Origin of the sequence: Pauljensenia sp. UMB9872, assembly GCF_030212665.1 — a bacterium.
GTDB classification, from domain to species: domain Bacteria; phylum Actinomycetota; class Actinomycetes; order Actinomycetales; family Actinomycetaceae; genus Pauljensenia; species Pauljensenia turicensis_B.
The window spans coordinates 229165-244762 of the sequence record NZ_JASOER010000001.1; the positions used below are offsets into that span (position 1 = coordinate 229165).

The 15598-nt window shown below is 56.0% G+C and carries 15 protein-coding genes; 5 read left to right on the forward strand and 10 right to left on the reverse strand.

Annotated features, from left to right (window positions below):
• Positions 1-18 precede the first annotated feature (18 nt).
• The gene (locus tag QP109_RS01070; RefSeq protein ID WP_270772523.1) at positions 19-300 is read left to right on the forward strand and encodes a pilus assembly protein HicB; all 282 of its coding nucleotides are present in this window, start codon (positions 19-21) and stop codon (positions 298-300) included.
• A 185-nt stretch (positions 301-485) separates the two neighbouring features.
• Here the strand turns inward: QP109_RS01070 and relB are convergent, their stop codons facing one another.
• Positions 486-722 carry a type II toxin-antitoxin system RelB family antitoxin gene (gene relB / locus QP109_RS01075; protein ID WP_285022772.1) on the reverse strand — a complete coding sequence of 79 codons (237 nt, stop codon included), beginning with the start codon at positions 720-722 and terminating at the stop codon, positions 486-488.
• A gap of 229 nt (positions 723-951) precedes the next feature.
• On the opposite strand from relB, the gene QP109_RS01080 reads away from it, so the two are divergent.
• Both QP109_RS01080 and QP109_RS01085 read left to right on the forward strand, forming a co-directional pair.
• The gene (locus QP109_RS01080; RefSeq protein WP_285022773.1) at positions 952-1146 is read left to right on the forward strand and encodes a DUF6290 family protein; all 195 of its coding nucleotides are present in this window, start codon (positions 952-954) and stop codon (positions 1144-1146) included.
• A complete protein-coding gene (locus QP109_RS01085) occupies positions 1143-1469 on the forward strand; it encodes a type II toxin-antitoxin system RelE family toxin (protein ID WP_285022774.1) in 327 nt (108 codons plus the stop codon). Before QP109_RS01080 ends, QP109_RS01085 begins: the two co-directional genes overlap by 4 nt.
• Positions 1470-1623: 154 nt before the next feature.
• Here QP109_RS01085 and fumC read toward each other — a convergent pair whose 3' ends face one another.
• The 7 genes from fumC to QP109_RS01120 form a co-directional block, all read right to left on the reverse strand.
• On the reverse strand, positions 1624-3030 hold the full coding sequence (gene fumC, locus QP109_RS01090; protein WP_285022775.1) for a class II fumarate hydratase: 1407 nt from the start codon (positions 3028-3030) through the stop codon (positions 1624-1626).
• Between the two features lie 48 nt (positions 3031-3078).
• Entirely contained in the window at positions 3079-4305 is a 1227-nt protein-coding gene (locus QP109_RS01095; RefSeq protein ID WP_285022818.1) for an MFS transporter, read from the reverse strand.
• A gap of 150 nt (positions 4306-4455) precedes the next feature.
• The gene (locus QP109_RS01100) at positions 4456-4986 is read right to left on the reverse strand and encodes a dihydrofolate reductase (protein ID WP_270772533.1); all 531 of its coding nucleotides are present in this window, start codon (positions 4984-4986) and stop codon (positions 4456-4458) included.
• Positions 4983-5741 (reverse strand): thymidylate synthase, encoded by a 759-nt coding sequence (locus QP109_RS01105; protein WP_285022819.1) that lies wholly within the window; start codon positions 5739-5741, stop codon positions 4983-4985. The genes QP109_RS01100 and QP109_RS01105 overlap by 4 nt, the downstream gene beginning before the upstream one ends.
• 210 nt (positions 5742-5951) lie before the next feature.
• Positions 5952-6701, reverse strand: coding sequence for a VPDSG-CTERM exosortase interaction domain protein (locus QP109_RS01110; RefSeq protein WP_285022777.1), 750 nt, complete (start codon positions 6699-6701; stop codon positions 5952-5954).
• Position 6702: 1 nt separating this feature from the next.
• A complete protein-coding gene (locus QP109_RS01115) occupies positions 6703-7149 on the reverse strand; it encodes an OsmC family protein (RefSeq protein WP_101627905.1) in 447 nt (148 codons plus the stop codon).
• A 121-nt stretch (positions 7150-7270) separates the two neighbouring features.
• On the reverse strand, positions 7271-7750 hold the full coding sequence (locus QP109_RS01120) for a DUF2505 domain-containing protein (protein ID WP_101627904.1): 480 nt from the start codon (positions 7748-7750) through the stop codon (positions 7271-7273).
• Positions 7751-7794: 44 nt separating this feature from the next.
• Here QP109_RS01120 and QP109_RS01125 point away from each other — a divergent pair, with 44 nt between their 5' ends.
• Complete coding sequence (locus tag QP109_RS01125; RefSeq protein ID WP_101627903.1) at positions 7795-9255, forward strand: sensor histidine kinase; 1461 nt, start codon at positions 7795-7797, stop codon at positions 9253-9255.
• Between the two features lie 93 nt (positions 9256-9348).
• Here the strand turns inward: QP109_RS01125 and QP109_RS01130 are convergent, their stop codons facing one another.
• The gene (locus QP109_RS01130; protein ID WP_101627902.1) at positions 9349-9597 is read right to left on the reverse strand and encodes a WhiB family transcriptional regulator; all 249 of its coding nucleotides are present in this window, start codon (positions 9595-9597) and stop codon (positions 9349-9351) included.
• 117 nt (positions 9598-9714) lie between these two features.
• On the reverse strand, positions 9715-12882 hold the full coding sequence (locus QP109_RS01135) for an FtsK/SpoIIIE domain-containing protein (RefSeq protein WP_285022778.1): 3168 nt from the start codon (positions 12880-12882) through the stop codon (positions 9715-9717).
• A gap of 139 nt (positions 12883-13021) precedes the next feature.
• Between QP109_RS01135 and QP109_RS01140 the strand changes: the two genes are divergently transcribed.
• Complete coding sequence (locus tag QP109_RS01140; protein WP_285022779.1) at positions 13022-15580, forward strand: NAD-dependent DNA ligase LigA; 2559 nt, start codon at positions 13022-13024, stop codon at positions 15578-15580.
• The last annotated feature ends 18 nt before the right edge of the window (positions 15581-15598 follow it).

A 15598-nucleotide genomic window follows, 5' to 3' on the forward strand; every position in this document is an offset into this window, starting at 1 on the left:
CACTCAGCAGGTAAACCCATGGTTTTCGCTACACCCCCTGCGCGATGCGGGGATAACCCCTACACGCTAGATAACGGCACCATGATCACTGACGCAGATATTGATCAGCTATGCACCGAGTTTGAATCTGAGTCATGGACAGGCTACTTAGAGCGTATCCACCACGGCCCGGCAGCTATTTCTGACGATCCACTGGTGACCGTGCCGGTTAAATTCCATGCATCCATGGTCAAAGTCATAGACGACCAGAATAAGAACCGGTCTGACTTCATACGCAAAGCTGTCGCGGCTTCCCTATAGCCGAAACATCTGACTTGGTTAACTGCCGAGTTGAAATACGCCAAAGTCCTGCTAGGTTTCCAGTCAGCCCCTTCCCCTGCATCCGAGGGTCATTGAGCTTGGAAATCTGTCGAAGTTTAGCGACGATGCTTCGAGCTATTGGCTTATCCAGCTTCGCCAAATAGCGTTGGGCGTCTTTATCGATCTCAACCTTCCATGCCAAGGTCAGCCTCCAGCTCATCGAGGCTTACAGTTTGAAGTCTGCCAGCACGCCAATCTTCAATCTTTTGCATGAGGCTATACTCGTATTCAAGGCGATCAATCGACTCTGCGAGAGCTTGGGTGAGGTAGTAGGTTTTCGTTCTGCCTGTCATCGACGCAAGGCGGTCATATCGACCTGCAAGGTCTTGTGGAATGCGTAGCGCTACGACTGATGTTGCCATAGTCCCTCCCCAAGTGTTTACGTGTAAACATCTTAGTTGGTTCCCGTTTCTTGATGAGGTCTTAGACGACGATTTGTTGGAAAGTATTCGCTAGAGATTCTCTTTATGAGTCAGGGGCTGATGACGTGTGTCCTGTTCTGCCCAATAGACTCTAGCGCGCATATAGCTTGCGTACTGCGATGGGGTGCGGAGGGGAGAAGTATGGCAATGGCGTCAACAGCGATTCGATTTGCTGAAAAAAGAGTGGATCCAAGCGTGCGCGAAGATCAATGGGCAGAGCTTCTCTGATTTCGTCCGTCAATCAGCGCTTGAACGCGTTGAAGAGATGGCTGATGTGTACGCATACGAGGAAGCGCTTGCATTGGATGATGCTACTCGGTATTTGATGGACGAGGTCATGCATTTGGCCATGATGACTGAATGACCTACACCGTTGTTTGGACAAAGAACGCAACGAAAGAGCTACTCAAGATTCCGAAGAAACAACCTCTTCTGATTCTCTCTTGGGTACAAACAAATCTCGATGGTAGTGAGAGTCCAAAGAGCGTTGGTGATGGGAAGCCTCTTCAGGGAACAAATAATGGAGGGCGTTGGCGAGTTGGAACGTATCAGATTCTTGGCAAACTTGAGGACGAAGTGCTTGAGCTCCATATTGTGCGCGTGAGTCATCGCCAGGATGTCTATAAGAAGCTGTCTATAAGAATCTGCCGAAACTATAGCAACGAAGCTATAACAACTGTTCAATAGAGACCGAAGGGTCGGTGGGATTCAAATCCCACCGACCCTCCGCGACCGTGGTCGTGACCTCGTCAATCAGAAACGAGAACCGCACCCAACTGGCTGAACGTCGCTGGTGTCGATGTCTGGCCGAGTAGGTCAGAGTCTTACATCAGCGTCAGGCTCACTCGTCGGCGGCGCTCGGGTGCGTCATGTCAACCGGAACAACCCACGAGTCGAACTCAGCGTCGGTGACAAAGCCGAGTTCCAAGGCGGACTCGCGTAGCGACAGGCCCTTGTGGTGAGCATTCTTCGCAATCTTCGACGCCTTGTCGTAGCCGATGTGGCGGTTGAGGGCTGTCACCTGCATGAGGTTGATGTCCAAGTTGTGCTGGATCTTCTCGTAGTTCGGTTCGATGCCGTATGCGCAGTTCGTGTCGAAGGAAACGCACGTATCGCCGAGCAAGCGGATGGACTCCAGGACGTTCCATGCCATGACCGGCTTAAAAACGTTCAACTGGAAGTTGCCCTGCGAGCCGGCGAAACCGACGGTTGCGTCATTGCCGAAGACCTGGACGGCGACCATGGTCATGGCCTCACACTGGGTCGGGTTGACCTTGCCGGGCATGATGGACGAACCGGGCTCGTTCTCGGGAATGATTAGCTCACCGATGCCGTTACGCGGGCCAGAAGCGTACCAACGGACGTCATTGGCGATCTTCATCAGGGCATCAGCCAGGACGCGCAGGGCACCGGAGACCAGGACCAGTGCGTCGTGTGCGCCAAGGGCTGCGAACAGGTTGTCTGCCTGCTTGAACTCAATGCCGGTTTCCTCGGAAATCTTCGTGGCGCAGAGCTTGCCGAATGCCGGGTGGGCATTCAGGCCGGTGCCGACCGCGGTGCCACCGATGGCGAGCTCGCGTGCACGTGAATCTGCGTAGCGGATGCCGTCGAGGGCGAAATCAATCTGAGCAACCCAACCGGAAATGACCTGCCCAAGGGTGATCGGGGTGGCGTCCTGCAGGTGGGTGCGACCGACCATGACGATGTCCTTGAAGTCCTCAGCCTTCTTGGCCAGGGTGTCGCGCAGCTGCATGACGCGCGGGTACATAGCCTGCAATTCGCAGACGACTGCGATGTGCATGGCGGTGGGGAAGGTGTCGTTCGAGGATTGCCCACGGTTCACATGATCGTTCGGGTGAACGGGAGTCTTGGTGCCCATCTCGCCGCCGGCAAGTTCGATGGCGCGGTTGGAGATGACCTCGTTGGAGTTCATGTTCGATTGCGTACCAGAACCGGTCTGGAAAACAACCAGCGGGAAGTGATCGTCGAGCTTGCCTTCGATGACTTCGTCGCCGGCCTTGGCGATCAGGTCAGCGATCTCCTGGGGGAGTTCGCCGAGCTCAGCATTGGCCAGTGCAGCGGACTTCTTCAGGACACCCAGAGCATGGATCATGGGACGGCCCCACACGAAGGTGTTACGACCGATGTCGAAGTTGTGCAGGGAACGCTCGGTCTGGGCGCCCCAGTAGCGGTCGGCGGCGACCTCGACGGTGCCCATTGAGTCAGATTCTGTGCGCGTTGTTGTCATGTGGGTTGTTCTCCTTTGAAGAAACGTACCGTTTCAGGTTAGGCGAACCTAACGGGTTTGTGCTACTCGAAGACGCGGGTGGAACCACGCAAAACTGACAGAAAGTGCGACGAGAGCCAGGGCTAGGACGAAAGGAACAATCGAGTGCCATCCGTAGAGTGCAGTTGCACTCACGGGAGCGAAAATCCAGGTGACGGCGCCGGTGGCGTTGATGATGCCAGCAACGCCACCCTGTTCCTCGTCACTGACCGCCAGCGAGCCACCCGCGCTAAAGCCGGGGCTTGCTAGACCGCTGGATGCTCCGAGCGCGAAGGTGGCGACTGCGATGGTCGGTCCGTGGGAGGCAAATGTCAGAGTTACTAGTGCGATAAAGCCCAAGGTCATGCCGGTGCGTAGCAGAATAACCGGCGGAAGAGACAGGCGTGGGACGACGAGAAGTTGCATGAGCATCGCGCCGGTAGCATTCGCCAGTAGCATCAATGCCGTCACGGAGACCGCGTGCGCGGGGGCAAGATGCAGGCGGTCCTGAACAATGAAGCCCATCGTGATCTGAACGACGCCACTGGCAAAGAAAATACCGAAGATACCGGTAATCCACGGCAGGATGCGCGAGTCATTCCACTTCACGCGAGGGGGAAGCGCCACGGATTCCGGGGTCTCTTCGTCCGGGTCCTTGGGGGTGGGCGCATCCTTTGGCACTGCGACAAGCGCGATGATCAGCGCGATCGCGATAAACCAGGGGGTGGCGTGCACGGGCGCGTAAATCCACCACGTGCCAAGCGCCGATGAAATCAGGGAGCCGATCATGATCGACAGGTTGATCGCTCCAGAGAACGCTGACATACCACGCACACGTGACGCTTCGTCAGGAGTGTTCTCAGCAATGAGAGCTTGTCCGGTCGGTGGAATAGCTGCGACTGCGGAGCCGAAGAAGGGGCCTCGTGCCAGCAGAATGATCGAGGCGGTCAGAACCGTGCCGGCGATACCGGCTGCGCGCAGAGCGACAACGCCGGAGAACAACGTGCCCGCAATGAATGCGAGGAAGAGGGCAGTCAGCAGAACTCGCCTGCGTCCCCACGCGATCGAGCGACGCCCCCAGAACTGGCTGAGCATCGCGACCGCAACCGCTGCCAGCGACACCGCGGCGCCGACGATCCATTCGGGAATACTCATTGCCCTCGCCAGAGGCGCGATCGACACGTTGATCATGTTCTGCGCCGTGTACGTAAATAGTGCGATCGCAAGTAGCGCGCGCAGTGTCGGGTGGGCAAGCACCGACGATGTTCCGGTTTCTTTAGTTGACGAGGCCGCCACCGCGTTTTCAATCTCTTCTTCTGGTTCTGGCACGGGTCGAGTCTACGCCGTGCCTTTCATATTCCCGATTGGGTGCCATACTTTGGGGGAGGGAGGTAGCGATCACGGGTTCTAGCGTCGAACGTAGGTCGTGACCTTCCAGCGGGCGTCGCCAGACTTTTCGTTCCATTCAGAATCGGAGCGTTGCGGGTCAACGGCCCACACGGTCGGGTCAATTGCCGGCGCATGAACCAGTGGAGTATCAGGATTCGAGGCCTCAATATCAAGGTCAAGGTCGGTGACAACCAGTTCATCCACCAGATCCATCGTCTGGGCATACAGGTGGGCTCCACCGGTGATCCAAACGTACGGAGCGTCGTCTGCTTCAGCCTTGTCCTGCGCGTGCTTTAAGGCAGCCTCGATGGAATACACCAAGTCGATGCCGTCGGCCTCGTACAGGTGTGAACGCGTAATCACAATGTTGGTTCGTCCCGGCAGGGGAGCGCCCAGTGCCTCGAAGGAACGACGTCCCATGATGATCGGGCATCCCAACGTGGAAGCCTTGAAATGTGCGAAGTCTGCGGGCACGTGCCACACCATTGACGTTCCAGTTCCAAGGACGCCATTCTTGTCCTGCGCCCAGATCGAAGCAATGGTTGTCATACTGCCACCGGAGCCTTAATCGTCGGATGGTGTTCGTAGCCTTCAACGACCACGTCATCGAAGGTGTAGTCGAACATTGACGGAGCTTTATTCAGCTTCAAAGTCGGGAACTCGTAGGGGGTGCGTGACAGCTGTTCAGTCACCTGTTCCACGTGGTTGGAGTAGATGTGGCAGTCGCCGCCGGTCCAGATGAATTCGCCAACCTCAAGGCCTGCCTGCTGAGCAAACATGTGGGTGAGAAGCGAATAGGACGCGATATTGAACGGCACACCGAGGAACATGTCGGCGCTGCGCTGGTAGAGGTGCAGGGACAGGCGAGCATCGGCAACGTAGAGCTGGAAGAATGCGTGGCAGGGTTCCAACGCCATCTTCTTTAGTTCGCCCACGTTCCATGCGGACACGATCATGCGCCTGGAATCGGGGTTCGTCTTCAACGTTTCAAGAACTGAGGAAATCTGATCGATCGTCTCGCCCTGAGCGGTGCCCCACTTGCGCCACTGCACTCCGTAGACCGGGCCAAGATCGCCGTTCTCATCCGCCCATTCGTTCCAAATACGGATGCCGTTTTCCTGAAGCCAGCGCACGTTCGAATCACCGGAAAGGAACCAGAGAAGCTCACCGACAACCGACTTCAGATGAACGCGCTTCGTCGTGATTAGCGGGAATCCTTTGGACAGGTCGTAGCGAAGCTGGCCACCAAACAGGGAACGCGTGCCTGTACCGGTGCGATCCCCTTTGACAGTTCCCTCTTCCATAATCCGCGCAAGCAGATCCTCATACTGACGATCAATAGTCACAGTCAGTTGTCTCCTTAAAGGTCGTCAACGTATCTTGTTGCTTCCTATTGTCTGTCTTTTGGCGTGCAACGGAAAGTGCGTAGGCCAGCTGATTGTCCTCATTAACGTGTGCGTACTGTCGCATAGACGACGACGCCATGGGTAGATCAGCCAAAAATGATGGTGAAGTCAGTCGAGGACGCTTGCCTTATCATCCAGCGGCAGTGCCAGGTGAGCGAAAGCATCAGACTTTTGTGCGTCGCCATTCAACGAAACATCAATAATGCGAGTGTGCGAGAAATCAGCAGGAGGCGTTCCCAGCGCAATCGCCAGCCCCTCGATCGTCTTATTCGCCAATGCTGCGCCGGCATTCCAGCCGACGACCGCACCGATTCCGAAGGGGACTAAACGTCCGACAGAAGACAGTGCCGCGCGTTTTGCAAGCTTGCGCTTCGCCCACTTAAGCATCATCTGATTGAACTGGGTTGCCGCCTGGGAACGAATGTCCACAAAGGAGGACGCGAACCACGATGCCGCCTGAATACCGACGGTTGTCGTGATTGCTTCAGCCCCTTCCTGACCCGTAAGTGCAGCCAATACCAGCGCGTTACGCTTCGCGGGATCCTTCACGTCAATCCCGTACAGGTGCGCGACGACCATGCAGTGGTGTGCGGCTTCAGTCAGGAACGTGCCGAATTGCAGACCGGAGGCACCAAGGCTGAGCGCAGTGCCAATTCCGGGCCACGCTGAGAAAGCCCCGGCAACCCCAGATTCACGTTTCACGCGCGCCTTGAAACGCTGGTTGGCAATCTCAATCAGCTCGCCGGGGGTTGCTCCCGGGTGAGTATCGCGCAGTTTTTGCGCACTGCGGGCAGTCGACGCATAGGGTACCTCAAGCGCGCGCTGCCACACATCGACTGCCCGGTGACGCAAAGACATGTCAGTCCTCTGAAACGGATTCGTTCGTGAAGGTCTTTTCATAGGTGGCACCCTTGGTCACGGTGTGGCCGATGGTGCAGTTACGCTCGATGGCGCCCGATGCGCGACGAATCATCTTCTGGCGCTCTTCCTCGTCCACGCTCGAGAGGTCCTGGATCAGTTCCACATCGAAGTGGGTGAAGCGGTCTTCGCTTTCGAGGTACTGTGCGGAGACGGCCACGACCTGCTCAAAGTCTTCGCCGAGGCGATCGGTCAGACGCTTGTCGGACGACATTGCGTTACAGCCTGCGACTGCAATCTTCAGAAGTTCACCGGGGGAGAAACGGCCGGGGCCATCACCAATCAGAACTTGGGCGCCACGAGGATTGGTCGCCGAGTACTGGCGGACGCCTTCACGCTGCAAGTAGAGGGCGGGGGAGAGAACAGGGGTTTCTTGTGTTTCACTCATGCCATTATTCTCACCGATTATTCGCATCCGTGCGCGTTGAGAGGGAGATGAAGATATCACGAGAAGAAAGTGGAATAAATCCGCTTTCGTCGCGTTTTACCTTCCCAGTTGACGAGGCCGGTCAGCTTTCGCTACTTCCACGCTGATGCCAGCCGGAAGCGAGTTTCAGCTCTTCATCGAGAATCTCATCGACGTGCTTCAACACTTCACTTTCAATGCGAGCGCCAAAGAAGGGAATTGCCACTTTCACTTCACCTTCAACCTGGCGAAGCGTTTTACTCGACCCAGAAAAAAGCGAGGTCATAGTGACTGCGACGGGCGCGCCCTCAAATGACATCTGCGTCGTGGCAGTGAGCGTGGCCTCGTGAACAAACTCTTCACTGAACGCAAGGCGCAACTCTCCGCGAATCATCTGACGCACTTGAGCTGGCAGAACACCAGGATCAACACTGCCGTGAGCCCGAACGCCCGAGGCGAAGTTTTCAACCTGAAGATCCGGACAAAAATGCGCGAAACGCCCACGGACAAAATCGGGATCAACGCTCATTGGTTGAAAGTTGGCAAGGGGTACCGGATACGTCAACGACTTTGAAAACTCCATGGGGACTCATCTCTTCACGTTTTCCAACGGCTACTATCAATCCTATGAGAAGCCTGACACAACTGGCAGAGCTAGCGTCGAGCGATGCCCTGACCGAGAAGGACATTGAGTGGCTCCACCTGCTCCTCGCAGACTGGCAAGTCCTTGCAGACTTGAGCGCAGCAGACCTTGTTCTCTGGCTTCCCACCGACGATGAACGTTTCATCGCAGTTGCCCACTCTCGACCGGCAACATCAACAACCGTTCACATCGATGACATCATCGGCCTCCACCTACCAGCAGCACGCGAAGTCGAATTTCGTCGCGCGATCGCAACCGGACAAGTCGTTAAATCCCCAGCTGCACGCTGGGCAGGCACCTACTCGATGATGGAAACCTGCATTCCTGTCCTTCACGACGGGCGCGTCATCGCAGTTGTCACCCGTGAAGCCAACCTGTCTTCACCGCGATTCTCCCTAGGATTTGACTCGTGGACAGCCCAGGTCTCAGACAACCTCTGCCAGATGATCTCGCGCGGTGAATACCCCTATGACACGACCCCTGCGGTGACTGCTCGTGGCGTCCCGCGTGTCCTCGATGGTGTCATCCTGATCGACCCCGACGGCAAGGTCCTCGAAACAACGCCGAACGCCACCTCATGTTTGCGACGCCTCGGTATCCGCAACGCAGTGCGAGGCAAGATCCTCGCCCAAGAGATCACCAACGTGATCGCCGACGAATCCATGATCGAAGAATCCATGGCGGTTGTCGTTATGGGACGCGCCTCGTGGCGAACCGAAATCTCAAGCCACGCTTCTACCATTACGATGCGCGCTCTGCCCCTCACGGAAGGCCGTACGCGTCTTGGAGCCGTCATTCTGACGCGTGACATTTCTGAAGTTCGACGTCGTGAACAGGAACTGATGACGAAAGATGCGACGATCCGCGAGATCCACCACCGCGTGAAGAACAATCTGCAGACCGTTTCGGCTCTGCTTCGACTGCAATCGCGTCGCTCGGAACGTCAGGATGTCAAGGATGCACTCGCGGAGGCAGAACGTCGAGTTCAGGCAATCGCAACGGTTCACGCGGCCCTGTCTCAGAACGTCGATGAAACCGTTGACTTTGACGAGGTCGCGCGCTCGGTTCTGCGTCTTGCGGGTGCGGTCGCTGTTACTGATCGAAGCGTGGAAGTTATTACCGACGGTTCCTTTGGGGTTATTGCCGCTGAGCAAGCTCAAGCTCTGGCAACCGTTTTGAATGAGCTGGTCGCAAACTCTGTTGAACACGGTCTGGCAGAACGTGATGGAACGATTGTCGTGTCCGTTCAACGTGAGGGTGAAACGATGACGGTCAAGGTCGCTGATGACGGCGTCGGCTTTGAACCGGGAACTCCGATGAGTGGTCTGGGAACTCAGATTGTCAAGCAGATGGTGCGTGGTGACCTGAATGGTTCGATTGACTGGTCGTTGCGCCCCGAAGGTGGAACGGTTGTCACCTTGAAGATCCACCTGGATGAGGTCTGATTTCGAACGGATGTGTGCCTAGTAGGTAAGAGGTGTTAAAAGCGTGTGAGGGTCGGCTCTTGAGAGTCGACCCCCACACGCTGAACGTTTAAATTAGGATGCACGACGTGCACGTGCTGCACGACGCTTGAGCGAACGACGTTCTTCTTCGCTCAATCCACCCCATACACCAGAATCCTGGTTATTTTCGATTGCCCACTGCAGACAGATCGCTTCGACTGAGCAGCTGTGGCACACGGCTTTGGCTTCCGCGGCCTGAGCAATTGCCGGACCTGTATTTCCGATCGGAAAAAACAGTTCTGGGTCAACACTCAAGCAGGCAGCCTTACTCCGCCAGTCCATTTCACAGCTCCTTGGATTCGTTCACGCATTTTCGACTACGCCCATTGGCGCGCCGAATTCCATTGATAAGTGTCGGTGAATAAATGTGCGGGGGCAAGAGGTGCAGGGCACAACCCATCAAAATTCGGTGTGCAAGTTGTCACGTCGGTGCCCAGAGCAACTCAATGCAACTCGATCGAAGTGTCCAGCGACACGAATGATGCCTGTGTTTTCCTTCCAGCGTCGGGCAAAAAGTGAGGTTTGGAGCCGATTTGTCGAGTGTTTGAAAGATCGTATGAAATCTGGTGGCGGATCGATGATGAGAAGGTTCGTTTGCTTTTGGATAGGCAGGTGAGGCCATTGAGTGGGACTCAGAGTCTCAATTTGTGGATTGTTAATGCCGAGTGAAGCGAGGTTTCGTCTCAAAATTGTCTGAATTACCTGCGATTCGTTATGCATAATTACCCAGTCCGAAAGCTCCTTGTCTTGTTCAGGCTGGGCTTGCGCAGTGAATAGGTGCTTGCGAACGTAGATGTCGAATCCCTCCCACCCGGGGCCAACCAATAGCTGAGCACTATCTGGGTGGGTGAAGCCTTCGTAGCAATCTTTAGTCGGTGCAACAAGCGTTGCCTCTGCTCCCCGGTTTTTCTTCGCGAGATCTGTTGAAGGAAAAAGAGCCAGGGTTCGCTGATGATCCGCTTCAACCCACCACTGGCCAGACTCGCACGGCTCCTCAGTCGCGGACGAGGCGCGATAGTGAGGTTCGGACATATCGGGTCGTTCAATCAGGAGCGAAGCCAGTGAACGATCGAAGCGAGTAAGAGGGTGCGTACCGAGGCTTCCCATGATGAAGACAACGCCACGTTGGATACATTCTTCGATTCCGTTCGTCCATATCTCTTCGGCAACAACAAGTCCGTAGGTTCGTTCAAGTTCGTGACGAGAGGCCGCGATGTCAGTGATTGCAATGATTCGAGGAGCATGGCGTTGCGCTTGCTCGAATAGGGTGGCAATATCTTGACCTTCCCGGATCCTCTGTCCTGGGGTATCGGGCGAGGGGGTTGCCTGAGCATTAATCAGGTCGATCTCCCACGATGAGCGGGTTGAAATCCGAGTTGCTATCTGGCGAACAAGCGAGCCAGTCTCGATTGTGTGATGTGCTGGGGCGCGGACAATGATGTTCCCGCTTCTCCATCTGACGGGCGTATGTGTTCCAGAATCGACACCATCGCCCAGCCCAAGCGGTACTCCTGCAACGTGTGGAGATTCTTTCGAAAGGAGGTCGAGCTCTTCCCACGTGACGGACGGCGGAAGGAATGGAGCCCACGCCAGTGGCTCCCAGTGTTCGTTCTGAGGCGTCGTGCGCGGTGTTGATGTGTCTAAGCCCTTTGGCGCACAGTGCGGATCTGAGCGTTGTACAGCGGTCGTGCTGTTGGGGCTCCATGCGCATTGAAAGAGCCCGCGATCAGCCCACATTGCTCTTCCGGGAATCCGTTCGAGGTGAGCGGCTTTAGCATCGCCAATCACGTCGATTGAATCTGAATCCGACAGGCAACGAAGTGCAATGCGGATATCGATGTTTGCTCGCATGGCAGAGCTGACGGCTCCGCTGGGACGTTGTGTAGCGATAATCAAATGCACGCCCAGTGAACGTCCTTGGGCTGCGAGTCGGTTGATGATGTCGCTTCCACCTTTGTGTGCATCGACGAGGACTCTGAATTCGTCGATGACGACGATAATTCTGGGCGGAGGACAGGTGGCGGCGCCGTCACGATGAGCGCGGGCCCAGGTTGCATAGTCGGGGAAACCGAGGCGCGAGAACTCTTGTTCGCGTCGCAGAAGTAGCGATGTTAATCCTCTGAGAGCTCTTCGCGTCTGGGCGGGATTGAGGTCAGTGAACACCCGGTCTACGTGTGGAGCCGACTCGAAGCGGTGAAAGGTTGCTCCTCCCTTGTAATCAATCAGGATCATGCGTATTTCTGCTGGCGTGTATGTGCTGATTAAGGCTTGAATCCAGGTGATGAGAGCTTCTGACTTCCCCGATCCCGTTGTGCCTGCCAGCAACGCGTGCGGTCCATCATTGACGAGATCAATGGTGAGGGGGCCGGCGTCATTGACTCCGATGGGGACGCTTAAATGTGTTCCATCGTGACTGGAATTGCCGGTGGTGTGTGCAAGCAATGAACGCAGGTCGACGCTGGTGGGCAAGGACGAACCGGTGGATACGGGTTCAAATTGCTCCCACCAGCGTGGAGCGCATGACATTCGTTTTTCAACGTTGAGGGTGCACCAGGGTGGAACATCTTCTAATCCCATGCCAATGGCAACGTGCCAAGGATTGTCATTGCGCTCCCGATCGGTAAGAGAGGCGGGCGCAGTATTCAAGGACGCCATGCAGTGGGGACACTGGTGGCCACGCATGATGTGGATTGTTGGTCCGGCGTTGCCAAACGCGTATTCCTCTGAGGTCTCTGTGATGACGTATCCGCCACGAGATACTGCGATGATGTTGCCAGCAATCCACGATGCGGTGGCGCGTGCGTCGTCTCCGATACACGCGATTGCACAGGGCGAATCGAGCCGGAGCGTGAGTCGCCGGTGGGAGCCGGGGAAAGAAACGCGCAGTCTTTGATTGATTGGATATGTATCTTGGGGTGTCCTGTTCGTTCTGCGTTGCCAGCGATCAGGATGCGAGCGTTGCCTAGCGGTGTGTCCGCCACGTGCAGATTGTCCTTGCGCTTGAAGAAAAGCCAGCATGATGGCAAGCCCAGCTGGGTCGAGTCGAACGCGCTGTTTGTTTCGTCGCAGACGAATTCCCAGCGTCACCAGGACGAGTCCGATGGCCAAAACTCCGAGTCCGTAAGTAACGTAACGGAAAGATCCCAGCCGGACGCCTAAGAATAGTGCCATTGTGATGAAGGGGAAGAAAGCAAGGAAAGCGCGCATGGACAGTTTTCGGCTTTCCCGCCATGCGTATTTTCGAGGCCTGCCACGCAAGATGAACGTATCGCGTCCTAAACGCAGGGCCATCCGTCGCCGGAACGTTCGAGGTTTCCCTTTTACCCGACGACGCAGTAGTCCCAAGGTCAACAGGGTTCCATTTGTTGAGCCCGTATCGTAAAGGCGAAACCCTTTCTTTGCCCGAATGATGTTCGCGTGATCGCGCGATATCTGCTGGTCAACGATGAAATGATCGCGGCCTCGTCCCACGGAAGACGGAAGAGGGAAAACGAGACCAGCGTCCACTCCGCGCACACAGGCTAAGTGCGTGGGAGATGCCATGGCTTGTAGCGCGATGTCACTCATCATTCCTCCTTCAGTGTCAGTGTGGCGAGGGAAGAAGCAGGGAAACAAACGCAAAAGAGACGAATTGTGGATAACTTGAAAAGTATCCACAGGCATGCCTGCAACGACATTCCTCCATGGCTAATGGAACAATGAATCCATGAGTGAAACAGAGTCTCTAAAAAAACGTCACGACGGCCTTGTCCAGGTCATCCAACGGGCGAATGCCGCCTACTACGACTCTGACTCACCCGAAATGTCAGATGCTGACTACGACATTATTTTCCGCGAGCTCGAGGAACTCGAACGCGAGCACCCCGAACTTGTCACTCCGGATTCTCCCGCCGCGAATGTTGGCGGCACCGCCGACCAGACATCAACCACGATCCGTCACCTGGCTCAGATGACGTCCATTAACGACGTCTTTTCTTTCGAAGAACTCGGCGAATGGGAAGCTCGAATGCGGGCAGATTCTGGGCTCGATGAAGTTCAGATGACAACCGAGGTCAAAATTGACGGTCTTGCCATCAACCTGACATACATAGACGGCAAACTCGTCAGCGCGGCCACCAGGGGCGACGGGTTCGTCGGTGAAGACGTGCGTTCAAACGCTGACAAGATCGCGACTATTCCGCAGTCATTGCAGGGGAAGAATATTCCGCACCGCATTGAAATCCGCGGAGAGGTCTACATGCCGATCGCTGATTTTGAAAAACTGAACGCTGATATTGAAGCCGAAAATGCGTGGCGTATTGCCGAGAACGCTCGCCGTGAGGCCGCCAACGCAACCCTGGATGCGGATAACGCGCAGATCACCCGAAAGAATAGAGAGATTCGCGCGCAGAACAAGGATGCCCTTGACGGGTTTGAGACTCCGCTACTTGAAAAGAAGAAGCGTCAGCGTCCCTTGACGATGCTTTCCACGTTCGTGAATCCGCGTAACGCGGCGGCTGGCACCCTTCGTTTGAAAGAAACATCCGACGAGGCCACAAAGGGCCCCGACTACGAGATTCAGCTACGCGCACGCGCGTTGCAAGACCAACGTGTTTCATCGTTGGCCATGCTCGCGCACGGTATCGGATTCGTTGAAGAGGGGGATAGTTTCTCGGCGCCTACCACTCAGTGGGAACGATACCTTCAGCTCAAAGAATGGGGCTTCACGGTTCCAGATCAGACGCGTCTGCTGACAGGGCTCGATCAGATTGTTGCCCGTATCGAGGAGTTAGGGAAGCAACGCTCTCAGATGGACTACGGCATCGACGGTGTCGTCGTGAAAGTGAACGATGTCGCCCTTCAAGAAAGCATGGGGCTCACGTCGCGCGCACCCAGGTGGGCGGCCGCGTACAAGTTCCCGCCCGAAGAGGTCCACACCAGGCTTCTCGATATCCGTGTCCAGGTTGGGCGCACCGGCAGGGTGACTCCGTTTGGCGTCATGGAAACAGTGCTGGTTGACGGTTCCAATGTTTCGCGAGCAACGCTCCACAACGCCGAGGAAGTCCAACGTAAGGGCGTTTTGATCGGTGACATCGTTGTCCTGCGTAAAGCGGGGGATATCATTCCGGAAATCTTAGGCCCGGTGTTGGCTGCGCGAACCGGGGAAGAACGCGCTTTCGTCATGCCGACCGCGTGCCCTTCGTGCGGTAGTCCGCTCTTAGCTGAGAAGGACGGGGACGTGGACCTTCGATGCCTGAATAAGGCGCGCTGTCCTGCTCAGCTGACCGAACGAGTTGCCCACTTGGGTGCTCGTTCCGCATTGGATATTGAAGGTTTGGGTGGGGAAGTTGCGATGGCTCTGACCCAACCTGAAAACCTCAGAGAAGATGTTGCTTCCGCACTTGTAGCGGGACAAGACGTGTTCTTGGAAGATGGAACGCGACTGCGTCTTGATAATGCTGACGATCTTTCTCCGGCGGATCAACTGGCCAGCGCGGAAGCTCTTCTGCCAGCCCCGCAGGCACCGGTGCTCCACGGTGAAGCGCACATCTTCGACCTCAAGGCCGAAGATCTTCGTGACGTGTTCGTATGGAGGGCTGTTAAAGACGATGACTCCGATGTACCGCACTACAAGCAGGTTCGCTTCTTCTGGACAAAAGCATTCATTGCCAAAAAGGACAAGGACGGAGGCACAACGTATGTGCCTCGTGAAACGGAAGCTTCGAAGGGAACTCTTGCTCTTCTTGATGAGCTAGAAAAAGCAAAGTCCGCTCCGCTGATGCGGGTTCTTGTTGCCCTGTCAATTCGCCACGTCGGTCCGACGGCTGCCCGCGCAATTGCAGATCATTTCGGTTCGATGGAGGCCGTTCGCAACGCCTCACTTAATGAACTATCAGGAATTGAGGGTGTCGGACCGGTCATCGGTGGGGCCCTGATTGATTGGTTTAGCGTCGATTGGCATCAGGAACTGGTTGAGCAATGGAGTCACGCTGGTGTGAAGATGGCTGATCAGCCACCGCAGCAGGTGTCGCAGGTTCTTGCCGGGCTCACGATTGTTGTCTCGGGAACGATGCCCGGTTATGACCGTGAAGGCGCGAAGGAGGCAATCGTGGCGCGCGGTGGTAAGGCAGCCGGTTCTGTTTCGAAGAAGACATCGTTGGTCGTCGCAGGTCCTGGCGCAGGGTCAAAGGCTACAAAGGCCGAGGCTCTGGGTGTGCCCGTGATCGATGAGACACGCTTTAATGACCTGCTGAACGGTGGGCTTGAAGCCTTGAATCTCGGATGAAAACGTGTCTGAGCGTTG

Excerpts from the sequence above, each read along its gene's own strand:
- QP109_RS01125 (WP_101627903.1), top strand. The coding sequence starts at position 7,795 with ATGAGAAGCCTGACACAACTGGCAGAGCTAGCGTCGAGCGATGCCCTG.
- QP109_RS01070 (WP_270772523.1), top strand. The coding sequence starts at position 19 with ATGGTTTTCGCTACACCCCCTGCGCGATGCGGGGATAACCCCTACACG.
- QP109_RS01105 (WP_285022819.1), bottom strand. The coding sequence starts at position 5,741 with ATGGAAGAGGGAACTGTCAAAGGGGATCGCACCGGTACAGGCACGCGT.
- QP109_RS01085 (WP_285022774.1), top strand. The coding sequence starts at position 1,143 with ATGACCTACACCGTTGTTTGGACAAAGAACGCAACGAAAGAGCTACTC.
- QP109_RS01110 (WP_285022777.1), bottom strand. The coding sequence starts at position 6,701 with ATGTCTTTGCGTCACCGGGCAGTCGATGTGTGGCAGCGCGCGCTTGAG.
- QP109_RS01100 (WP_270772533.1), bottom strand. The coding sequence starts at position 4,986 with ATGACAACCATTGCTTCGATCTGGGCGCAGGACAAGAATGGCGTCCTT.
- fumC (WP_285022775.1), bottom strand. The coding sequence starts at position 3,030 with ATGACAACAACGCGCACAGAATCTGACTCAATGGGCACCGTCGAGGTC.
- QP109_RS01135 (WP_285022778.1), bottom strand. The coding sequence starts at position 12,882 with ATGAGTGACATCGCGCTACAAGCCATGGCATCTCCCACGCACTTAGCC.
- QP109_RS01120 (WP_101627904.1), bottom strand. The coding sequence starts at position 7,750 with ATGGAGTTTTCAAAGTCGTTGACGTATCCGGTACCCCTTGCCAACTTT.
- relB (WP_285022772.1), bottom strand. The coding sequence starts at position 722 with ATGGCAACATCAGTCGTAGCGCTACGCATTCCACAAGACCTTGCAGGT.
- QP109_RS01130 (WP_101627902.1), bottom strand. The coding sequence starts at position 9,597 with ATGGACTGGCGGAGTAAGGCTGCCTGCTTGAGTGTTGACCCAGAACTG.
- QP109_RS01115 (WP_101627905.1), bottom strand. The coding sequence starts at position 7,149 with ATGAGTGAAACACAAGAAACCCCTGTTCTCTCCCCCGCCCTCTACTTG.
- QP109_RS01140 (WP_285022779.1), top strand. The coding sequence starts at position 13,022 with ATGAGTGAAACAGAGTCTCTAAAAAAACGTCACGACGGCCTTGTCCAG.